General features: G+C 37.5%; 18 protein-coding genes. 7 read left to right on the forward strand and 11 right to left on the reverse strand.

Going from position 1 to position 17911, the window contains the following annotated elements; all coding sequences use genetic code 11:
* Positions 1–1086 precede the first annotated feature (1086 nt).
* Together CVD28_RS10210 and CVD28_RS10215 are read right to left on the reverse strand one after the other, a co-directional pair.
* Entirely contained in the window at positions 1087–2133 is a 1047-nt protein-coding gene (locus tag CVD28_RS10210) for an alpha/beta hydrolase (RefSeq protein WP_257985821.1), read from the reverse strand.
* 482 nt (positions 2134–2615) lie between these two features.
* Positions 2616–3890 carry an MFS transporter gene (locus CVD28_RS10215; RefSeq protein WP_101592257.1) on the reverse strand — a complete coding sequence of 425 codons (1275 nt, stop codon included), beginning with the start codon at positions 3888–3890 and terminating at the stop codon, positions 2616–2618.
* A gap of 422 nt (positions 3891–4312) precedes the next feature.
* On the opposite strand from CVD28_RS10215, the gene CVD28_RS28015 reads away from it, so the two are divergent.
* Positions 4313–4468: a hypothetical protein gene (locus CVD28_RS28015; RefSeq protein WP_180954098.1), complete on the forward strand. Its 156-nt coding sequence runs from the start codon at positions 4313–4315 to the stop codon at positions 4466–4468.
* 262 nt (positions 4469–4730) lie between these two features.
* On the opposite strand, the gene CVD28_RS10220 is transcribed toward CVD28_RS28015, so the two are convergent.
* The 4 genes from CVD28_RS10220 to CVD28_RS28730 form a co-directional block, all read right to left on the reverse strand.
* Positions 4731–6035 carry an alpha/beta hydrolase family protein gene (locus CVD28_RS10220; RefSeq protein ID WP_101592258.1) on the reverse strand — a complete coding sequence of 435 codons (1305 nt, stop codon included), beginning with the start codon at positions 6033–6035 and terminating at the stop codon, positions 4731–4733.
* Positions 6036–6218: 183 nt separating this feature from the next.
* Positions 6219–6653, reverse strand: a complete 435-nt coding sequence (locus CVD28_RS10225; protein ID WP_101592259.1) for a DUF3021 family protein — start codon at positions 6651–6653, stop codon at positions 6219–6221.
* A 14-nt stretch (positions 6654–6667) separates the two neighbouring features.
* Positions 6668–7105, reverse strand: a complete 438-nt coding sequence (locus CVD28_RS10230; RefSeq protein WP_101592260.1) for a LytTR family DNA-binding domain-containing protein — start codon at positions 7103–7105, stop codon at positions 6668–6670.
* Between the two features lie 84 nt (positions 7106–7189).
* Positions 7190–7324, reverse strand: coding sequence for a hypothetical protein (locus CVD28_RS28730; RefSeq protein WP_257985822.1), 135 nt, complete (start codon positions 7322–7324; stop codon positions 7190–7192).
* Positions 7325–7558: 234 nt separating this feature from the next.
* Between CVD28_RS28730 and CVD28_RS10235 the strand changes: the two genes are divergently transcribed.
* Positions 7559–7882, forward strand: a complete 324-nt coding sequence (locus CVD28_RS10235; protein WP_180954099.1) for a DUF948 domain-containing protein — start codon at positions 7559–7561, stop codon at positions 7880–7882.
* A gap of 71 nt (positions 7883–7953) precedes the next feature.
* Here the strand turns inward: CVD28_RS10235 and CVD28_RS28020 are convergent, their stop codons facing one another.
* Positions 7954–8118 (reverse strand): hypothetical protein, encoded by a 165-nt coding sequence (locus CVD28_RS28020; RefSeq protein WP_180954100.1) that lies wholly within the window; start codon positions 8116–8118, stop codon positions 7954–7956.
* Between the two features lie 348 nt (positions 8119–8466).
* Here CVD28_RS28020 and CVD28_RS10240 point away from each other — a divergent pair, with 348 nt between their 5' ends.
* Positions 8467–9528 carry an STAS domain-containing protein gene (locus CVD28_RS10240; RefSeq protein WP_257985823.1) on the forward strand — a complete coding sequence of 354 codons (1062 nt, stop codon included), beginning with the start codon at positions 8467–8469 and terminating at the stop codon, positions 9526–9528.
* 186 nt (positions 9529–9714) lie between these two features.
* Here the strand turns inward: CVD28_RS10240 and CVD28_RS10245 are convergent, their stop codons facing one another.
* From CVD28_RS10245 to CVD28_RS10260, 4 genes are all read right to left on the reverse strand, one after another.
* Entirely contained in the window at positions 9715–10038 is a 324-nt protein-coding gene (locus tag CVD28_RS10245; RefSeq protein ID WP_101592262.1) for an ArsR/SmtB family transcription factor, read from the reverse strand.
* Between the two features lie 102 nt (positions 10039–10140).
* Positions 10141–11559: a sigma-54 interaction domain-containing protein gene (locus CVD28_RS10250; RefSeq protein WP_101592263.1), complete on the reverse strand. Its 1419-nt coding sequence runs from the start codon at positions 11557–11559 to the stop codon at positions 10141–10143.
* A gap of 174 nt (positions 11560–11733) precedes the next feature.
* Positions 11734–12519: a 3-hydroxybutyrate dehydrogenase gene (locus CVD28_RS10255; RefSeq protein WP_101592264.1), complete on the reverse strand. Its 786-nt coding sequence runs from the start codon at positions 12517–12519 to the stop codon at positions 11734–11736.
* 31 nt (positions 12520–12550) lie between these two features.
* Positions 12551–13993, reverse strand: a complete 1443-nt coding sequence (locus CVD28_RS10260) for a GntP family permease (protein WP_101592265.1) — start codon at positions 13991–13993, stop codon at positions 12551–12553.
* 538 nt (positions 13994–14531) lie between these two features.
* On the opposite strand from CVD28_RS10260, the gene CVD28_RS10270 reads away from it, so the two are divergent.
* The 4 genes from CVD28_RS10270 (at position 14532) to CVD28_RS10285 (ending at position 17812) form a co-directional block, all read left to right on the forward strand.
* A complete protein-coding gene (locus CVD28_RS10270) occupies positions 14532–15707 on the forward strand; it encodes an FtsW/RodA/SpoVE family cell cycle protein (RefSeq protein ID WP_101592267.1) in 1176 nt (391 codons plus the stop codon).
* A 166-nt stretch (positions 15708–15873) separates the two neighbouring features.
* Positions 15874–16605: a GGDEF domain-containing protein gene (locus CVD28_RS10275; RefSeq protein ID WP_101592268.1), complete on the forward strand. Its 732-nt coding sequence runs from the start codon at positions 15874–15876 to the stop codon at positions 16603–16605.
* A gap of 177 nt (positions 16606–16782) precedes the next feature.
* Positions 16783–17571 (forward strand): IucA/IucC family C-terminal-domain containing protein, encoded by a 789-nt coding sequence (locus CVD28_RS10280; protein WP_180954101.1) that lies wholly within the window; start codon positions 16783–16785, stop codon positions 17569–17571.
* Between the two features lie 85 nt (positions 17572–17656).
* The gene (locus CVD28_RS10285; protein WP_101592340.1) at positions 17657–17812 is read left to right on the forward strand and encodes a DUF1540 domain-containing protein; all 156 of its coding nucleotides are present in this window, start codon (positions 17657–17659) and stop codon (positions 17810–17812) included.
* Positions 17813–17911 lie beyond the last annotated feature (99 nt).

The raw sequence follows: 17911 nt of genomic DNA on the forward strand, positions 1-17911 counted from the left end.
CACTTAAAGTAACGGGTGCGTTAGCACCACAACATTATATTTTTATTGTAGTTAATGAGGTCATTAGTAGTACAAAAAAGGATAGATAAGCATATTTTTTTCTGCTCATCTATCCTTTTTAATTTTTCCCTTATTAATTCCGACATAAAATAAAATTTTTCTATGTTGTTAAGGGTTTCTATAAATACCTGACTTTAAATAAAAAAGAAACTGGGAACTTTTTGATTTTGTCCATCTAAATAACGTAAAAATATTCTTCAAAAATAAGTCATTCTTGCGTTAAATATCAAAAATTCAAGACCCTAAATCCTCGGTTTTCGTAAATAAACCTTTTTTCCAAAATCTATTTTTCATAGGCTTATGATTATAGGAATATATACAATCAGAAGGGATAGCTGAATTAAATTATAATTATAAAAATCTTAAAGAGTTAAAAAAAGATGCAGATATTATAGCGAAAGTTGAAGTAATTGAAACCAAAACTATTGTACAAGGTGATGTGATGTACCCTTCACCATTTCAAAAGTTAAAGTATTAGAGAAACAAAAAGGTTCTGTTAAAAAGGATGAAATGATTCAGGTAATAGAAACAGGCGGAATTTATTCTCCAAAAGGGAAAACGGGCAGGCAACCGAGCCTTAGATTTTAAGTTGAATGGAGTTACTGTCCTTCAGGAGAGCGAAATACAGTATTTAATGTTATCAAAATTTGAAGGCCCTCAGGTTACGAAACAACATATGTTCCTTTAGGAGCATGCCAAGGAAAATTTAAAATAAAGGATAACAAGATTTATCAACAAGCTAAAAAGGAAAGTCACTATGGAAGTGACTTGAAAGATACTGAGTACGCACCTGAAAAAGAATTTAAGCAGATGCTTAATGATCTTTGTATATAAAATTAGGATTATAGTCAAAGCGGTGGTGAAAACAAACTTCAAGACGAATGTTATTAACACATAATGCTATTAAAATAACAATAGTTGCTAGTTCAATAGCAGTTGTGTTTCATATTAGATACCATGAGCAATATATCATAATACCAAACTGCAAATAAAAAAATTATTCTTAACCTAAACTTAAAGGCATATTTAAGCAAGCTCTTTCTTCACATCTATTAATATTTCTTCAATTAAGATTTTTTCAATTAACGCCGTATCATCCGGGTGAAAAATATGAGATGATTTCTCTGACCAAATCACTCTTGGCTTTTGATTCATCTCAAGACTATGAATGTATTCTAATAGTAGCTCATCATGAACATGGACATCCTTTCGGCCATGAATAAAGGTTACAGGTACTTTTAGCCCCCTAATATCCTTTTTTGCATTATAAGTGGGAATATCCTTAATAAATTCATCGGTATAAATAAGCTTATGTCCTTTATAAAAGGCATTTATAGCATCCTTAAATCGATAATCCTTTGATATTAGCATATCCAGGGTAATCTTAAACAGTCCTGGATGTTTCACTTTATTATCTGAGTAAATCATTGAGCTATACTTAATTTGATATTTACGTAATACACCCCATTGCTTATAGCTATTCACATATGGTGGTTCCCCAATAGAATCCAATTCTTTCAATGCTTTAACATCATTTCGTCTATTAGCCTCATCTTTAGCCCACTTATAGCATAATTTATCGTTTTCTGTCCAACTAATAATCTGAGATATCCCCACATATGAATGTAATTTTTCTGGACACTGATGAGCTAAGTAAATTCCAATTAGCGAGCCATATGAATGACCAACAAGATAAATCTTATCTTGGTTAAATTTACTTCTTAAATAGTCTATGAGCTCATCAGCATCATGAACATATTGCCAAAAATTCATTGTTTCCTTTGGAATATCATCATGATAAGACTTTCCTGTTCCTCTTTGATCCCAAAATACAACCGTATAATGCTGAACTAATTTTTTCGTATTTGTAACAATTGTATAGTCCTTACCTCTCGATGATACACCAGGCAATGGCATGGAAGGACCACCATGTAAAAACAAAATAACAGGATTGTTCTTATTGTAAGACTGTATTAGGATTTGCTGTTTCACACCACCAATTGTAACTTTATCAATCTGGTCAATCCCCTCTGCAGGAATTTTATAATCAGGCTTATAAAAAAAATGAAACAACATGAACACCCCTTATTTAAAATATACGACTTTAAAAATCGATCTATGTCTACTATACTTTGACTATACTTAATTGGGTAACAAAATTTTCCTATAAGTGATTCTGTGAGCGGGCTCCTGTGTGATTTAATAGAAGGGAATTTAAGGGCAACAATAATGTTGGCTTTTTTTGCCGAGACTGAACCATACTGTTCATTACTATCATTTTCTTATTAAAATATAGGGAAGGGTGGAAGAAAGGAAAAGATAATTACAGAAACCGTTAGGAAAATGCAGAATAGAATTTAAGTGAATCCAAATAAAAACTGCCAAATTTCTTGTTGCAGCACATAGAAATTTGGCTTTAGTACTTCAAACTGTATCTAAAATATAAATTCTCTTGAATACACGCTGCATGTCAGAATCTATAAACACTTTGTCAGATAACATATCTTGTACTGTGAGAGTAAAGTAATACCTCAGTTGTAACTTTCTTCAAATTGCTATATATTCATTATTCCTTCTTTAGTTAGTTGACTTGAATGTTGTTTTTTAATAATAATGACAAATGAGCTTGCTAATAAACAGAAAATTCCTGCCAGGAAGAACGCCCAAGTATAAGTGTTGAAAAATTTATAGATTAGACCCCCTCCATATGCAGCTACTGCAGCACCTGCCTGATGAGATGCGAAAATCCAGCCGTAAATTATTCCACTTTTATTAGTCCCAAAGATTTGTCTTGAGATACTAATAGTAGGTGGAACCGTTGCAATCCAATCTAATCCATAAAACACAGTAAAGATAACAAGCATAGTAATCGAACCTTCAGTTAATGCATAAGGAAGTAACACAAGAGAAGCGCCTCTTAAACCGTAGTACCAAAATAATAGCCACCGATTATCGAAGCGATCTGACAGCCAACCGGATAGGGTTGTTCCTACTAGATTAAAAATTCCCATAAACGAAAGAAACGAAGCGGCTGTAACTAAAGGTACTCCAAAACTTATACAGTAAGAAACAAAATGGGTACCAATTAAACCGCTCGTTGAAAGCCCGCAAATAAAGAAACTGCCAGCTAATAACCAAAATTCTTTCACTTTCACAGCTTCTAATAAGCCATTGAAGGCTAAAACAATAGGATTTTCCTTTTCTCCTTTATTTCTCTCTTGTATTTCTTCTTCAAGTCCATATGGAAGAATACCAGCATCTTTTGGTGTGTTTTTCATAAATAAAAGGATTATTATAAGCATAATGAAACTAAGGATCATAATTAAACCAATCGCTAGGCGCCACGAATAATTAGCGATTACAGCCGCTAAGACAGGAAGCAGAATTAACTGACCTGTCGCTGTACTTGCCGTTAATATTCCTACTGCAAGACCTCTTCTTTTCTCAAACCAATGATTCGCCACATAGGGGCTTACTACCGTTAAAAAAAGACTTGCGCCCAGTCCCATAATAACGCCCCAAATAATGATCAGCTGCCATAACTGGTTCATAATTAAAGTAAGCATGATACCTGTCAGCAAAGTTGACATTGAAACTAGCATCATTTTTTTTAACCCAACCACTTCTAATAATGCTGCCATGAACGGTCCTGATATACCATATAAAAAAAGACTAATTGCAAAAGCAAGTGCAATAATAGATCGATCCCAGCCAAATTCGTTTTCTAAGGGGTCTATAAAAACCCCTGATGATGATAAGACAATTCCTGCAACAATAATTGATAAGAATGTAATGGAAAGAATAAACCAGCTATAGTGAATACGTTTCATAACCTCACCCATAATCTTTATATTTTTTCTTAATATTCTGTATTATTAGTGTAGAATACATTCTTTTAAAGGGAAACACAAATTTTAATTCATTCAAGGAATTGATTTGAGCCTTATAAGGAATTTTATTATGAACATAGTCCTGCATAGAAAATCCTCCTTCATTCATTTATATGTTTATGCATATATTGAACACGTTATAAAAAGAAATACTTATCTCGTCTAGTTTCATTACATTTTCTAAGTTGGTATGAAGACTAATAAAATTGCCTTCGAAAGACTTAATATTCCTTGTTCAAGTCCATGGTCGTACACAACAGGGGTTGACAAACGCACTATACCCTTTTTCTCCATCACTTCTATGTCATGGCATGGGCGACTACAATTGCATCACTGAAGGGGGATTTTTCAGGAGTAATCCTATGATAGCATTAGCAGCCGCTCACTTATCACCGCTTGCAGCCTTACCAAGTGCTTTTGCATCTGTATGGCAGGTTCTAATTGGTACATTCTTAGCTCTATTCTGGAGCAAACGTACACACCATATGATCAAGCCAAGAGATAAAATAATTAAATAATGTGCTATTAATAATAAAAACTGATTTATATCCAAAAGATACTATTTATTAAGATTATTATCTGTGTGAAGTATTACACTTATTTATTACTGAATAATGAATGTGTTAAAGCAAAACCCCTTCAACCGTATATGAAGGGGTTTTTAAATACTGAAAGGAGAAATGATAACAATCCATCCAAATGTGAAACATTTGATTGAAGCCGAAGTAACAGATTTTTTGATTTTTGGAGTAATTAAAAAGTATAGCTGCTAGATAAAAATCAATACGTCTCTTCGGAAGTGAAATGGCCAATGCCCTTTAATTCATAGTCAAAAAATTTAAGAATTAGTTCATTTTCAGTTTCAATACTGTAATATTTATCAATGTCGGCTTTTCCACCCTGCAGAATATTTGCAAGTATAGGAGAGAAAAGCGGTAAATCGGTTAAGCTTAAATGTTTTGCCCCTTTAAAATGAACAGTATATGCTTCTTTGAAGTGTTCATTATTGGGTTTGTTCGCTGCATAAGTGGAGTTGCTTTCTAGCTGCCCCCAAACATCGTCAGAATAAATGTTAAAAAGTGGGGTCGTATAGGCATCGCTGCTTGCTACAAAATCATCAATGTCTTTCTTATAAACAAGCTCACTAAAGAACGGGGCATCAATATTTACAACTGCACTAATATCGTCACGTTCTTTGCCTAGCCAAACACTTGCTGCTCCGCCCATTGAGTGCCCGAACACACCAATTTTCTCTGTATTGATATGTTGATAGATAGAGTTACTGTCACTTTCGGCTTTTTGTAGTATCGTATCAATGACAAAATTCATATCATCTGTTCGCAGTTTCATCCATTTTTGTATGGCTTCATAGAGTTCTTCCTTTGTGTAAATGCCTTCTTTATTCATATCGCTGATTTCACGGTTATAATCTGTATTGATGAAAGCCTTAGATCCATCCTCTGAAGCAGTATAAAAGGAATGATAGGGATGATCGATTGAAGCGACTACATAACCGTGGCTTGCAAGCTCTGTATAGGTAGAGGTATTGCTTGCCTTAGTACCGTAGGCTCCATGTGAAAACACCAATAGAGGGTAAGTTCCTTCTGCATTTTCTGGATACCAAAATTCCACATTCACAAATCTGTTGTCCCCCTTATCGGTAAATTCTTCAATACGGTTTTTATCAATATATGTATAAGTAGTGGTTGCGACTTCATATTCACCTGTTACTTTTGGTGATTTATGCTGCGGGAACACAATTGCAGGTGCAAGTGCAAATACCGTTGCGAATATCATAATAATGGAATTCCACACAAATGAAGAAGTTTTGTATTTTTGGTTATTTGTTTTGTTACGGATAAGAGAAGCCGTTCCCTTTACCGCTAATATGAAAAGCAGCATTGCAAGCATTACCCAGCGGAAACTCCACACAATGACCGATGAAAGTGTGAGAATTACAAATGCTATAAATACAGCAATCCTAATCCAATTCTTTAATTTTTTATGGTTTTGCTTCGTGATCATACAGTAGACCGCAAAAGCAATCTCGAAAATCAAAGCGATAAATAATATTAAAGTTCCCATAGTAGTTACTCCTTCTTTTCGAATGTTTTTTATGAACTCATCATAAAAAACTGCTGAAAGGAAGTATATAGAAAAACGGTAAGTTGTATCCACAAGCAAACAAGATGCAAAAAAAGCGGTAAGCACTAAAGCTTACCGCATAATAATCCGCTGCAGACAACAGCTGATTAATGATTTTATTGACTACTCATAAACATCTTTCTTAAATGCCTTTAATTTTTCGTTGATTTTTTGGGCTTCTTTTTTATCTTTTTGCCATGACAGCAGACGAACTAGGATATAGATTACTGCAATTTGCAGTGCTAAAATGATTACATCTATTGCACTGTTCACAATACCAAAAACGCTGCTAAGGGCAATCATTACAATCTCCAAAAAGAAAAAATGAATGGCGATTCTTATTCGCATCTTCTTCTCACTTATATCATTAGGAGAGTACAAAATAAATCCCAATAATGCACTTATAAATGAAAATGCCATTATTATATAAATCGACTTCAAATCAAATGCCATATTGGGATAATACATTTGCCGCAAAATCGTAATAATAATAATTATTGCTGCGAAGATGATCAAGTAATCCTTAATAATCTTTTGTACAAATTCGGAAAGCTTCATATTTATCCCTCCTTTTACAATCCAAGCATATTTTTAAGGACAGGCACATACTGCCTTGATACAACAGCACGTTCCCCGTTATCAAGTACCGCTTCGAATCGGCCGCTTATGGACGGATAAATAGATGAAATCTTAGCTATGTTTAATATAGTTGACTTGGATGCACGAAAACAGTTCTTTCCTTTGCATAATTCCTCTAACTCATAAAGCTTTTGTTTTACCTCAAAAACGTTGTCCTTGCAGTAAATAAAAACCTTTCCGTCAACTGCCTCGAAATAATAGATATCCCTAAGATTAATACGATGAACTCTATCATTTTGATATCCGAGTACAATGAGGTTTTCAGTTTTCAGCTTGTTTACGATTTCGTATATTTCGTCATCTACTTCATGACACCTAATGAGGATTTCTTCTCCCAGTTCTTTGCTTATTTCTTCTATTGAAATTTTCATATTATCACCCAGGAAAATTCAAATTATTTCAGGCCGGCTACGGATTCTGTTTTCGTTGATTTCAAGTTGTACGGTTTAATAAATTTAAAACTGGCGTATGGCTAAATAAGCTTGTTTAACCACGAAATTAGAGATAGTGGACATTTCTCCAATTTTGAGTGTTGTCATTGAGGTTGTTGTTCGTGCTTCTTCTTGCACAATCTGATCTAGATTCTGCATCCTTTTTCAGACTCCTTTGTTACATTTTATCAGATTATTGTTTGGAATTTATACTTTGTTATTAGATAATTAAACAAACGAATAAAGAAGGAAAACAAATTTGGGGATGCTCGTATTACCCAAAGTGTTGTTAAATGGATAAGGAGCAGCTCTGGCTTCTTTCCGCAATTCACCGTTTTCTCAATAGCCTAGATGGGTAAAAGAAATAAAACAGCTATAGGAGGTAGGATCTGCATGATCATTGTTTATTTAAGTATATTGATTGTAGTGGGGAGCCTCGTGTACCTTGCAATTTCGGCAGTAAAGACTTTTAAGGCTACAAAACCCATTTTACAGGATGTAACAGATACCACAGCCCGAATTCAGGCAAAAACGGATAGTATAATGCAAGAAAAAGATAGGCTTCTGCAAAACCAGCAGCAGATCACCGAAGATATTCAGCAAAAGAAAGATGTTGTTATGGGTGCAGTTGAAAAGGCCAAGGAGACTCCTAAGCCGTTAAAACAGTTTTGGAAAGAGGCGAAACGTAAGCCCGCAACAGCAGGCAGCAGACAATAACCATGAAAAAACCCTTGTCAGTATACTGTTACAGGACAAGGGATTTTCTTTTGCTATTTTGACATCTTTGTTTATTGCAGATTGTTTCCGTTCTCTACAGTTTTAATAATATCCTGCAAGAAACAAATGTCTTCGGAAATTTCTTTTCTCACGCTGCTTAATGGACACCGGTTAAAGTCAGTTATCAGACGGCTAAGTTCTTTTTTGAAAATATTCACTTCATCTTGGTCGTACAATTTCGATCACTCCTATAGCTACTGTGCATATTCTAGGCTCAGTATGCTTTGATCGCCGAAAAATATACACTCATGCTGTTCATTAGATATTTTTATGTCATCCATAACTACATGAAGTGGAAAAACGGCAAATTAAAGCTGTTCCAGTATGGAAACGTCACATAAAGAGCAACGATAAAGTTGTACAGGAATAAAGTTAACGAATGTTCATCAATTGTGAAACTATTCATTTTATACCCGCTAAGAAAAACGTGTCAAACATAGAGCAGGAAATTCTGCATATCCATTAACTGGGAATTTGCCGGGAGATTTGCATATTTATAACACTTATTTGGGAACTCTAGTAAAATGGAAAAGAGCAGCTTTAAAGAAAGGGATGGGTTTGTGAACGCAAATGAGACAAACACAATAGAGGTTGGCGGTGCTCTTTTTAGATGGAATAGAGAAGAAGGCACATTCTTATTTGAAGAACAGGATGCAATTTTGTTTTGGATAAATTCTGCTTTTAAAACCTTCCTCGACACTATTGAAGAAGTATCCGGTGATGAAAATGCAAGTATTGTGCTTGAAATAACTGGATTCAGGCAGGGCCTTATCGTTGGGGAATTCTTTCAGAAGGAAGGCCTTGTACCAGAGCAGGTTTTACAAATGCTGCCGGGCATTTACGCTTCTGCAGGCTGGGGCCAGCTTGAAATAGTGGATTATGATAATGATAAGAAAACTGCGGTAATGAGGATGACAAATAGCTGGGAATACAGAATTAATAAATTACAAGCTAAGACGGGGCATGGCACCTTTGTTCCTGGTCATTGGGCAGGAGTCCTAAGCGGTCTATGGAAGGATCATGCAGGGTACCGGGTTACAAAGAGCCAGCTTGCAGGCGATGAGTATTGCGAATTTGAATACTTTCTCTCCGATAAGGAAGTAACTCAAAATATTCATGATCTTGCCAGAAAAAGAGAGCAGGAAGAAATTACAAAGCTGGAGAAGCTTGTGGAGAAAAGGACGGAAGAGCTTAGCCAGCTGATACGGGAAATTTCCTCACCAATTATTCCAGTTTTGGAAAATATTGTAGTCGTACCGCTGCTTGGGACATTCCATGAAAAACGTTCAAAAGAACTTCTGGAAAAAATTATTTCCCGGCTTCCAGAGTATCAATCGGAATATGTTCTATTGGATGTAACAGGTTTGAATGAAAACATTAGTGAATATACCCTGTTTTTATTCCAGCAATTAATTTCGGCTACGTCTCTTTTAGGTATGAATACCATTATTGTTGGCTTATCCCCCGCAATTAGCGTTGCTATAACCACTTCAAAGCATCATAATTTATCAGGTGCAAAATGCTTTGCAAACCTGAAACACGGTATACATTATGCCCTTCAACAGGAAGGGAAGCGGATTGTTTAAAGAAAAATCATCATCATCGTAACAAAGCCCCGTACCAGACTAAACTCCGGTACGGGGCTTTTTCTTTTTTATCAACGCAATGCACCTTCTGCCTCTCAAAGATAGTTATAAGTAAAAAACGCATGAACAAATTCATGCTTTTCGATGGTTACAATTAGAATTGACAGCAGGCGTATAAAACTTGTATCAGCTGCTGGCAGGTTTAAAGAAGCGGCGGAGCTCAAGTGAAAGCAATTGATTCAATTCTGATTCATTAATATGGTAATAACTCCAGGTACCTTTTGTTTCCTTAGAGATAAGATCAGCATCCAAAAGGATTTTTAAGTGATACGAAAGCTTTGATTGGGTTAGCCCCATAATCTCTGTAAGATCGTAAACACAAATGGATCCTTTTGCGCAAAGCAAATGTAAAATATGCAGCCTTTTTTCATCTGCCAATGCTTTGAAGCTTCGTTCATAGCCTTGGAACTGAGTCAAAAGAGAGTCATTTTCCATAATATCCCGTCCCATTTTTTTCTTCACCCTATTTTAATCAAAATAAAATGATTTACATCAATATTATATAGCAGCCCGGAGAATGAAGACAATAGGGGGAAGAAATTGGACCTATCCTTATAGACCGTAAAGCTTGCACTTTTCGTAAAGACTCGTTTTACTAATATGCAAAAGCTTGGCAGCTTCCAGTTTATTTCCGTTTACAAGATTGAGCGCCTGCAGGATGGCTTGTTTTTCAGCAATTGCAATTGTGTCCCTTAACGGCTGGACTGGCATGCTTTCTCTGCCAGGTTCCGACAGGATCCCGGTTAGCGGACTAACAATATACCCCTCATTAATTCCCTGATCGCGAAGGTAAAGAGGAAGATGCTGTATTTTAATTTCTTTCCCATCTAAAACATTTATTGCCCGCTCCAGCACATTTTCAAGCTCACGGATATTGCCTGGCCAAGAATGCTGCCTGAGCTTTTCAATAACTTCGGCCGAAAGTTTAATGCCATTCCGGTGAAACTTCCGCTCCAGTTTTTTTAACAGGCTGGAGGCAACCTGATGAATGTCCTCTTTTCTCTCTCGAAGTGGCGGAATATCAATTTTTATCACATTTAGGCGATAGTATAAATCCTGACGAAAAGTTCTTTCCTCCACCATTTTCTCTAAATCCCGATGGGTAGCAGCAATCACACGGACATCTACAGGAATTGTACTGTTCCCGCCGATCTGCTGTAATTCTTTTTCCTGTAAAACCCGTAAAAGCTTACTTTGCATAGAGAGCGGCATGTCGCCGATCTCATCAAGGAAGAGAGTGCCGAAATTTGCAAGCTGGAATTTGCCTTTTTTTCCGCCCTTTTTCGCACCCGTGAAAGCTCCTTCTTCATATCCAAATAATTCGGATTCCAATAAATGTTCAGGTATGGAAGCACAGTTGATTGGCACAAAAGGAAAGGCTGAGCGTGTACTGTTATTATGGATGGCATGGGCGAATAATTCCTTGCCTGTACCGGATTCACCCAATAATAATACGGCTGACTGGCTTCCGGAAATTCTTTCTGCTAGCTGCTTTGCGGAATAGAATAGTGGGCTGCTGCCGATTAAATCGATAAAACCATACTTGCTTTTTAGTTCCTTTTCGAACCGTGTTTTATAGTAGGATAGCTCCTCAAGAAGCGGCTGAATTTTTCGTTTATACTCCCACCAATCCTCAGGGTTGCGAAAAATAACTGTCCCAACTGCTCCGACCAGTTCTCCGTCAATAACCAGCGGAAAGCGGTTCGCAATCATCTCGCTCCCATTGATGGGCTGGACAGAAGCCAGCTCTGCCACCCCTGTTTTAGCTACTATGTGCATGCGTGTATTTTCAATAACATCTTGCACATGGCGCCCAATTGCATAATCAACATTCGTTTTCAAAAAATCACAATAGGCCGGATTAATGTAGGTAATGATGCCGTTACAATCTACCACCACAATTCGTTCGGCTGCAAGATTGATAATCTCCTCGAGCCATTTATGAGGGATGTGGTCAATTAGAGAACTCATTGCTTTCCCCCTATGTAAAACGTTTACACTATTATAACAAAATATATTAATTTGTCAGAAACCTCTAACAAATTAGGGAGTTGATATATATGAATATCATAGCGAAGCATGGCCATTTATTTTATTGAACAAAAAAACCTATCCGGGCCTTCGCCGGATAGGTTTCTAACAGAGTTATTGAACAGTATATCCGCCATCGAGTACGACAGCCTGGCCAGTGACTCCTTTTGCTTTTTCGCTGGCTAAAAAAACAGCATAGTCTGCAATTTCAGAAACAGCCAAAAGTCTTTTTTGCGGGACAAGCGGGTAGATGACTTCCTCAATGACCCGGTCAAGCGGTACGTTTCTTGTAGCAGCAAGGTCCTTCAACTGGTTTTGCACCAGCGGCGTATCTACATATCCAGGACATAATGCATTAACAGTGATTCCATGGGCCGCTCCTTCAAGGGCAGCCACCTTTGTTAAGCCGATCACTCCATGCTTTGCGCTATTGTATGCAGCTTTTCCAGCAAAACCAATTAGCCCGTTGATAGATGCTATATTAATGATTCGGCCATTGCCTTGTTGTTTCATAAAAGGGAAAACATTTTTAATCCCGATAAATGGAGCGGTTAGCATTACTTTGATAAGCAGCTCGAATTTTTCAGTTGGAAATTCTTCGATAGGCGAGACATACTGCAGTCCGGCATTATTTACCAGAATGTCGATGCTTCCGAAGGTTTCGTAAGCATTTTTAATGCTTGTTTGGAAGGCAGCTTCGTCGGTTACGTCACAGGCAGCAGAGATAGCTTCATAACCCTGATCAGCTAAATTTTCAGCAGCAAGTTCACTGTTTTCCCTATTTAAATCAGATATAACGATTTTCGCACCTTCCTGCGCGAAGCTAGTTGCAATTTGTAATCCAATCCCGCTTGCAGATCCAGTAATAAAAGCGGTTTTTCCCTCTAAAGGCTTTCCCATACCTTTTTCCTCCCAGTATAATTGTCAGTGATTAAGCGATGCCGATTAAAGCATAAAGAGCAATGATAAAGAAAACAGCTAATGTCTTAATAATAGTGATGGCGAAAATGTCGCGGTAAGATTGCTTGTGTGTTAATCCTGTAACAGCCAGCAGTGTAATAACTGCTCCGTTATGCGGAAGAGTATCCATACCGCCAGAGGCCATTGAAATAACCCGGTGCATTACTTCTGGAGGGATATTGGCTGCCGTAATTGCCTGGTTATACTTTTCACTCATGGCGCTTAAGGCAATCCCCATCCCGCCGGATGCTGAACCAGTAATACCTGCAAGGGTTGTGGTTGTTACGGCACCGTTGACAAGCGGGTTTGTAAATGTTCCGGAAATCCCATTGCTGATAAGTGCAAAGCCTGGAAGAGCTGCAATCACACCGCCAAAACCATATTCAGCAGCCGTATTCATCGTAGCCAGGAGGGAACCCCCGATACTTGTATTCAATCCTTCTTTTAAGTTTTGAGTAACACGGTTCCAGTCATAAGCTATTGTGGCAATGATCCCGACAATTAAGGCCATTTCAACAGCCCATATTGCCGCAAAAGTAGAAACATCGACAACTCCAAGTGCATCTAAACCTACCTTCTTGAAATCAAAACCCTCGGGATACCATTTAGGTATGGCCGTAACAAACACTTTATTCATGACGCCGACTAGAATCAGCGGCACAAAAGCAAGAATCTGGCGTGCCAACGGCTGGTTCGTAGATAAATCAGGCACTGGATCTTCCTTTTTCGCTTCATTCAGGCTTTCAACTGCAGCCGCTGTTTCCGCTGAAAAGCCGTAGTATCCTTCACCCGCTTTTTCCGCCTTTCTCCTCCTTGACTCTAGATAAAGAAGACCCAAGATAAGTACAAATACTCCACCTAAGATCCCGAGAATCGGGGCAGCGTAAATATCAGTTTTAAAGAAAGTAGTAGGAATAACATTTTGGATTTGCGGTGTTCCTGGCAAGGCATCCATTGTAAACGTAAAGGCACCCAGCGCAATTGTTCCAGGAATCAGGCGCTTTGGAATGTTCGCTTCCCTGAAAAGGTGAGCCGCAAAAGGGTAGATAGCGAAAACAGCAACAAACAAGCTAACTCCGCTATATGTCAAAATTGCTCCGAGAAGCACGATGGCTAAAATGGCGCGCTTTGCTCCAATCATGCGGACAATCGTTTTAGCGATTGATTCTGCAAGCCCGGACATTTCTACAACTTTTCCGAAAATGGCACCTAACAAGAATACAGGGAAGTAATTTTTAATGAATCCGACCATCTTATCCATAAATACGCTGGAGAAGAATGGCAGCACATGGCTGGGTTCTGTCAATAAAACAGCAAAAAGTGCACAAATCGGAGCAAATAGAATAACTGAAAAGCCGCGGTAAGCTACAAACATAAGAAGTCCGAGTGCCAATAAAATGACGATTAAATCCATGAGAATCCCCCTTATAAATAGTTTTTTTTGCCAAAGTAAGCGTTTTCAATTTTGGTTTGAAAATCATTTGGCTCTTAGTAAATTTGCAAGTATTGTGCCATGTTTACTTTATATTCTAAATTATTAAAGATCAGTAAGGTGAAATGGCTATAAAATCACAGTTTTTATGCTTTTAACTATCCAAAACATAAAAATCCTGGCCGGTAAAAACGTATATTTTTCCGTTTTTCCGGAATTACACGAAGGATGAATTTCCGAAATATCGGAAAATTCCGGTTTTCCGGAAAAGGTACTGCTTTAAAGAATTTTGAAACATATAAAATAGGAGGAAAGAAAGTATTCACAATCGGAATTCGCTTTGACTTTATGTATAATGATATGTATAGAAATAATATCCAGCTTAGTATTGAGCGTTGTGATTTTATGTTGATGAAGTATAATGAGAAAGTATGATTATCGGTTATTATCGTAAGCGGACATGAGAGGATATGTTCGGCGTTCCTATGGAGCTTGCGCTTTTCTTATAAGGAGAGTTAACATGCAATCGGAAAAAAATTTTTCTTCACGTATTGATTATGGACTTGCACTAATTTTATTTCTTTTATTTCTAACAAGCTGCATATCCATTTATAGTGCCCAGACAACAGGGCAGTATGGGAGTACAAATTTCCTGTTAAAGCAGGTAATATTTTATACGGTCGGAACGGGCCTAATCCTTGGAGTTATTACTCTAGACTCGGACCAGCTTAGAAAATTATCCTGGTATGCTTATGGATTCGGAATAATACTTCTGGTTATATTAATTGCTGCACCGGAAAGCATTGTTCCAAAAATTAACGGAGCCCGGAGCTGGTTTAGAGTACCGCTGATTGGTTCACTTCAGCCCTCAGAGTTTATGAAGATTTTTCTCATTTTGGCATTGGCCAATGCGGTTTCAGCCCATAATCAGAACAATCGGATAAAAACTCTGCAAACCGATTTATGGCTTCTGGCTAAGATTGGGTTAATTACATTGCTTCCAATTGGGCTAGTTATGAAACAGCCTGATTTAGGGACATCACTTGTATTGATATCAATTATGCTCGGAATGATCTTTATTTCAGGGATATCATGGAAAATACTCTTCCCTATCTTTGCTTTTGGAGTTTCCTTAGTTTCAGTTATTTTTTATTTTGTTCTTTGGCAGCCCGAATTGCTTGAGAAGTACCTTGGTGTCGAACAATATAAATTTGACCGTATCTACTCCTGGCTTGATCCTTACAATAACGCCGGTTCAACTGGATATCAGTTAACCAGGTCGCTTCTGGCAATTGGTTCGGGACAAACAATGGGAAAGGGAGTTGGGTCCCGGGAAGTTTATTTGCCAGAAAGTCAGACGGATTTTATTTTTAGTATCATTGGGGAAGAATTTGGATTTATTGGTTCAAGTATAGTCATTTCAATGTTTTTCCTTCTGATTTACCATATTACCAAAATTGGTATGGAAACGAAGAATGATTTTTATACGTATTTATGCGTTGGCGTCATCAGTATGATTACTTTCCACGTCTTCCAAAATGTTGGGATGACCATTGGTGTTCTTCCCATTACAGGAATACCGCTTCCATTTATCAGTTATGGCGGCAGCTCGCTTTTGGGCAATATGCTGGGGATCGGGCTGATTTTCAGTATCCGTTACCATTATAAAAAGTATATGTTCTCTACTGATACTTAAATAAAAATGATTTTGTAAAACAGGTGCTTTCTTTGTCCAAGGCACCTGTTTTTTTAATTCAAAAATCACAATGGATGAGAAGAAAGTCCTATTACAAGGTTTCTACAGGTCTTAACTGGGTATTTATAAGTAAGAGGAATGGGTTAGGAGTTATGGAGGGCTATCTGTGAAAAAGTCAAAAGAGAAAAAAAGTGCCAAATACTTGTACATATTAATCGTTCTGATTGCCGGAGTTCTAGTAATAGATATTGCAGGATTACTACTTGGAGTGAATGGTATCCCGCAAAGTCTTTTCTATACAGCCATACATATAGGTTTAATCGTAATACTCATTTTGGCATATCGAAATGTTTGCTTACTTCAGAAAAGAAATGAGAAGTTAAAACAGCTTTCCTATACAGATGGATTAACAGGTATTCCTAATAGGAGATTTTTTGATGCTTATTATGAAGAGGTCTGGAACGAAATGGCGGAGGAAAACCTGCCTTTAACTGTTATGATACTCGATCTGGATTATTTCAAATCATACAACGATACGTATGGCCATCTAGCGGGGGATGATTGTATAAAACTAGTGGCCCGCACCCTTGAAGCGGCTCTATCGTATCCGGGTATGGTTTTCCGTTTTGGCGGGGAAGAATTTGTAGTCATACTCCCCCGTACAGGTTATACAGAGGGAAAAGAAATAGCGGAAAAATTAAAGAGTAGAATTGAACAGCTTGGCATCGTACATGAAAAGTCCCCCAAGTCTCCATTATTAACTGCTAGTCATGGAATATCTGCTGCAGTTCCAAATCTTCAGGAGGAAGCAAAAGATCTGCTCCAGCTGGCGGATGATATGCTATATGAGGTAAAGAAGGGAAGGATGGACCGTTCAGAATTGATGCAAAAGGGATAAAAAAGGCGCCAGTTTATCCTTATTCTATGGATTATAAGTAAAAGCATTATAAGGGAACTTGTGTGTTTTATATTTCCGGATGATGCTTTTTTTGATTGAATTGATAATGAAAATCATTTACAATTGTATGTAAATCAAATGAGCATAACTCATCAGCCAATGGAGGGAGTTAAACAGATGAAGCCCGCATTGGAAATTTCTGAAATCGGTCATCTAACAAGGAATTTTCGTTTTACCACACGAGAATCATCAAATCATAAAGGTTCAATAAACGCAGCGGCATTATCAAATAGTGAAAAATGCCTTGCTTATATAAAGGATATAGAAGAAGTTTTCGATTCTCCTTCTGCAATTGTTACGGCTTCTCAATTTTCCAAAAGGTACAGTTTCTTAACGGCAGCACCATGTTTATATGCAATGTCTGTCTTTTCGAAAGGGATGGATTTATCAATAGAGAATACCTATATTGAAGCAGATTTTTTATGTGATCAGTGGGTACCCGATCTCCGTTTATCGGACCTAAGAGTAAGCATGCCTAACCAAAATCGTTTCGAATGGAGAGAAAGAGTCCTTACCTCCCTTTTTTCTGGAAATATTACAAAAATTTGGGATTCTCTTTCGGCTGCAACAAGAGTTCCCAAGGCTATTTTGTGGGAAAATACAGCGGTTTATGTATTTTGGCTATATGAAAAGAAAATAGGAGAAAAATTAGAACTAGAAGCGATTAGCCGGGCTGAAGAGGATTTCCATTATTTGATTAACGAAGCTCCCGGATGGGTATTTGGTGAAAGCGAAAACCCGCTTAAAAAGTATTACACCTCAGTTGGGAATGAACAATCAGTCCGGATCCGGAAAACATGCTGCTTATACCATAAGCTTAAGAACAGCACGGACTTCTGTTCAAATTGTCCAACAGGTAACTGTGTGTTTCGAAATAAAAAGTCAGCCAATACAAAATGGAAATAACTATTTGACTGCAAAAAGCCCTTTTAGCCGGAAAGGCAGTATCTTTCCTCAGGCAATGCTAAAAATAGTAGCAGGGGGTGGAAACATGGCTAAAGATGTTCTTTGTGAAGTAAATAACTGCACGTATTGGGCTTCCGGAAACAAATGCAGCGCTGATTCCATTTATGTGGTAAGCCATAAAGGGAAACAGGCGTCTACGATAGAAGAAACGGATTGCAAAACGTTTGAAGCACAAAGTTAATAAGGTGAGTGCCTGTTGATAATGGGCAACACTAAAAAGGATACAAAATAACCCGGCCAGTGGTTCTGGCCGGGTTTCTTATATTTACTGTGAGTATAT

This window comes from Bacillus sp. M6-12, assembly GCF_002860285.1.
In the GTDB taxonomy this organism is placed as follows: Bacteria; Bacillota; Bacilli; order Bacillales; family DSM-1321; genus Peribacillus.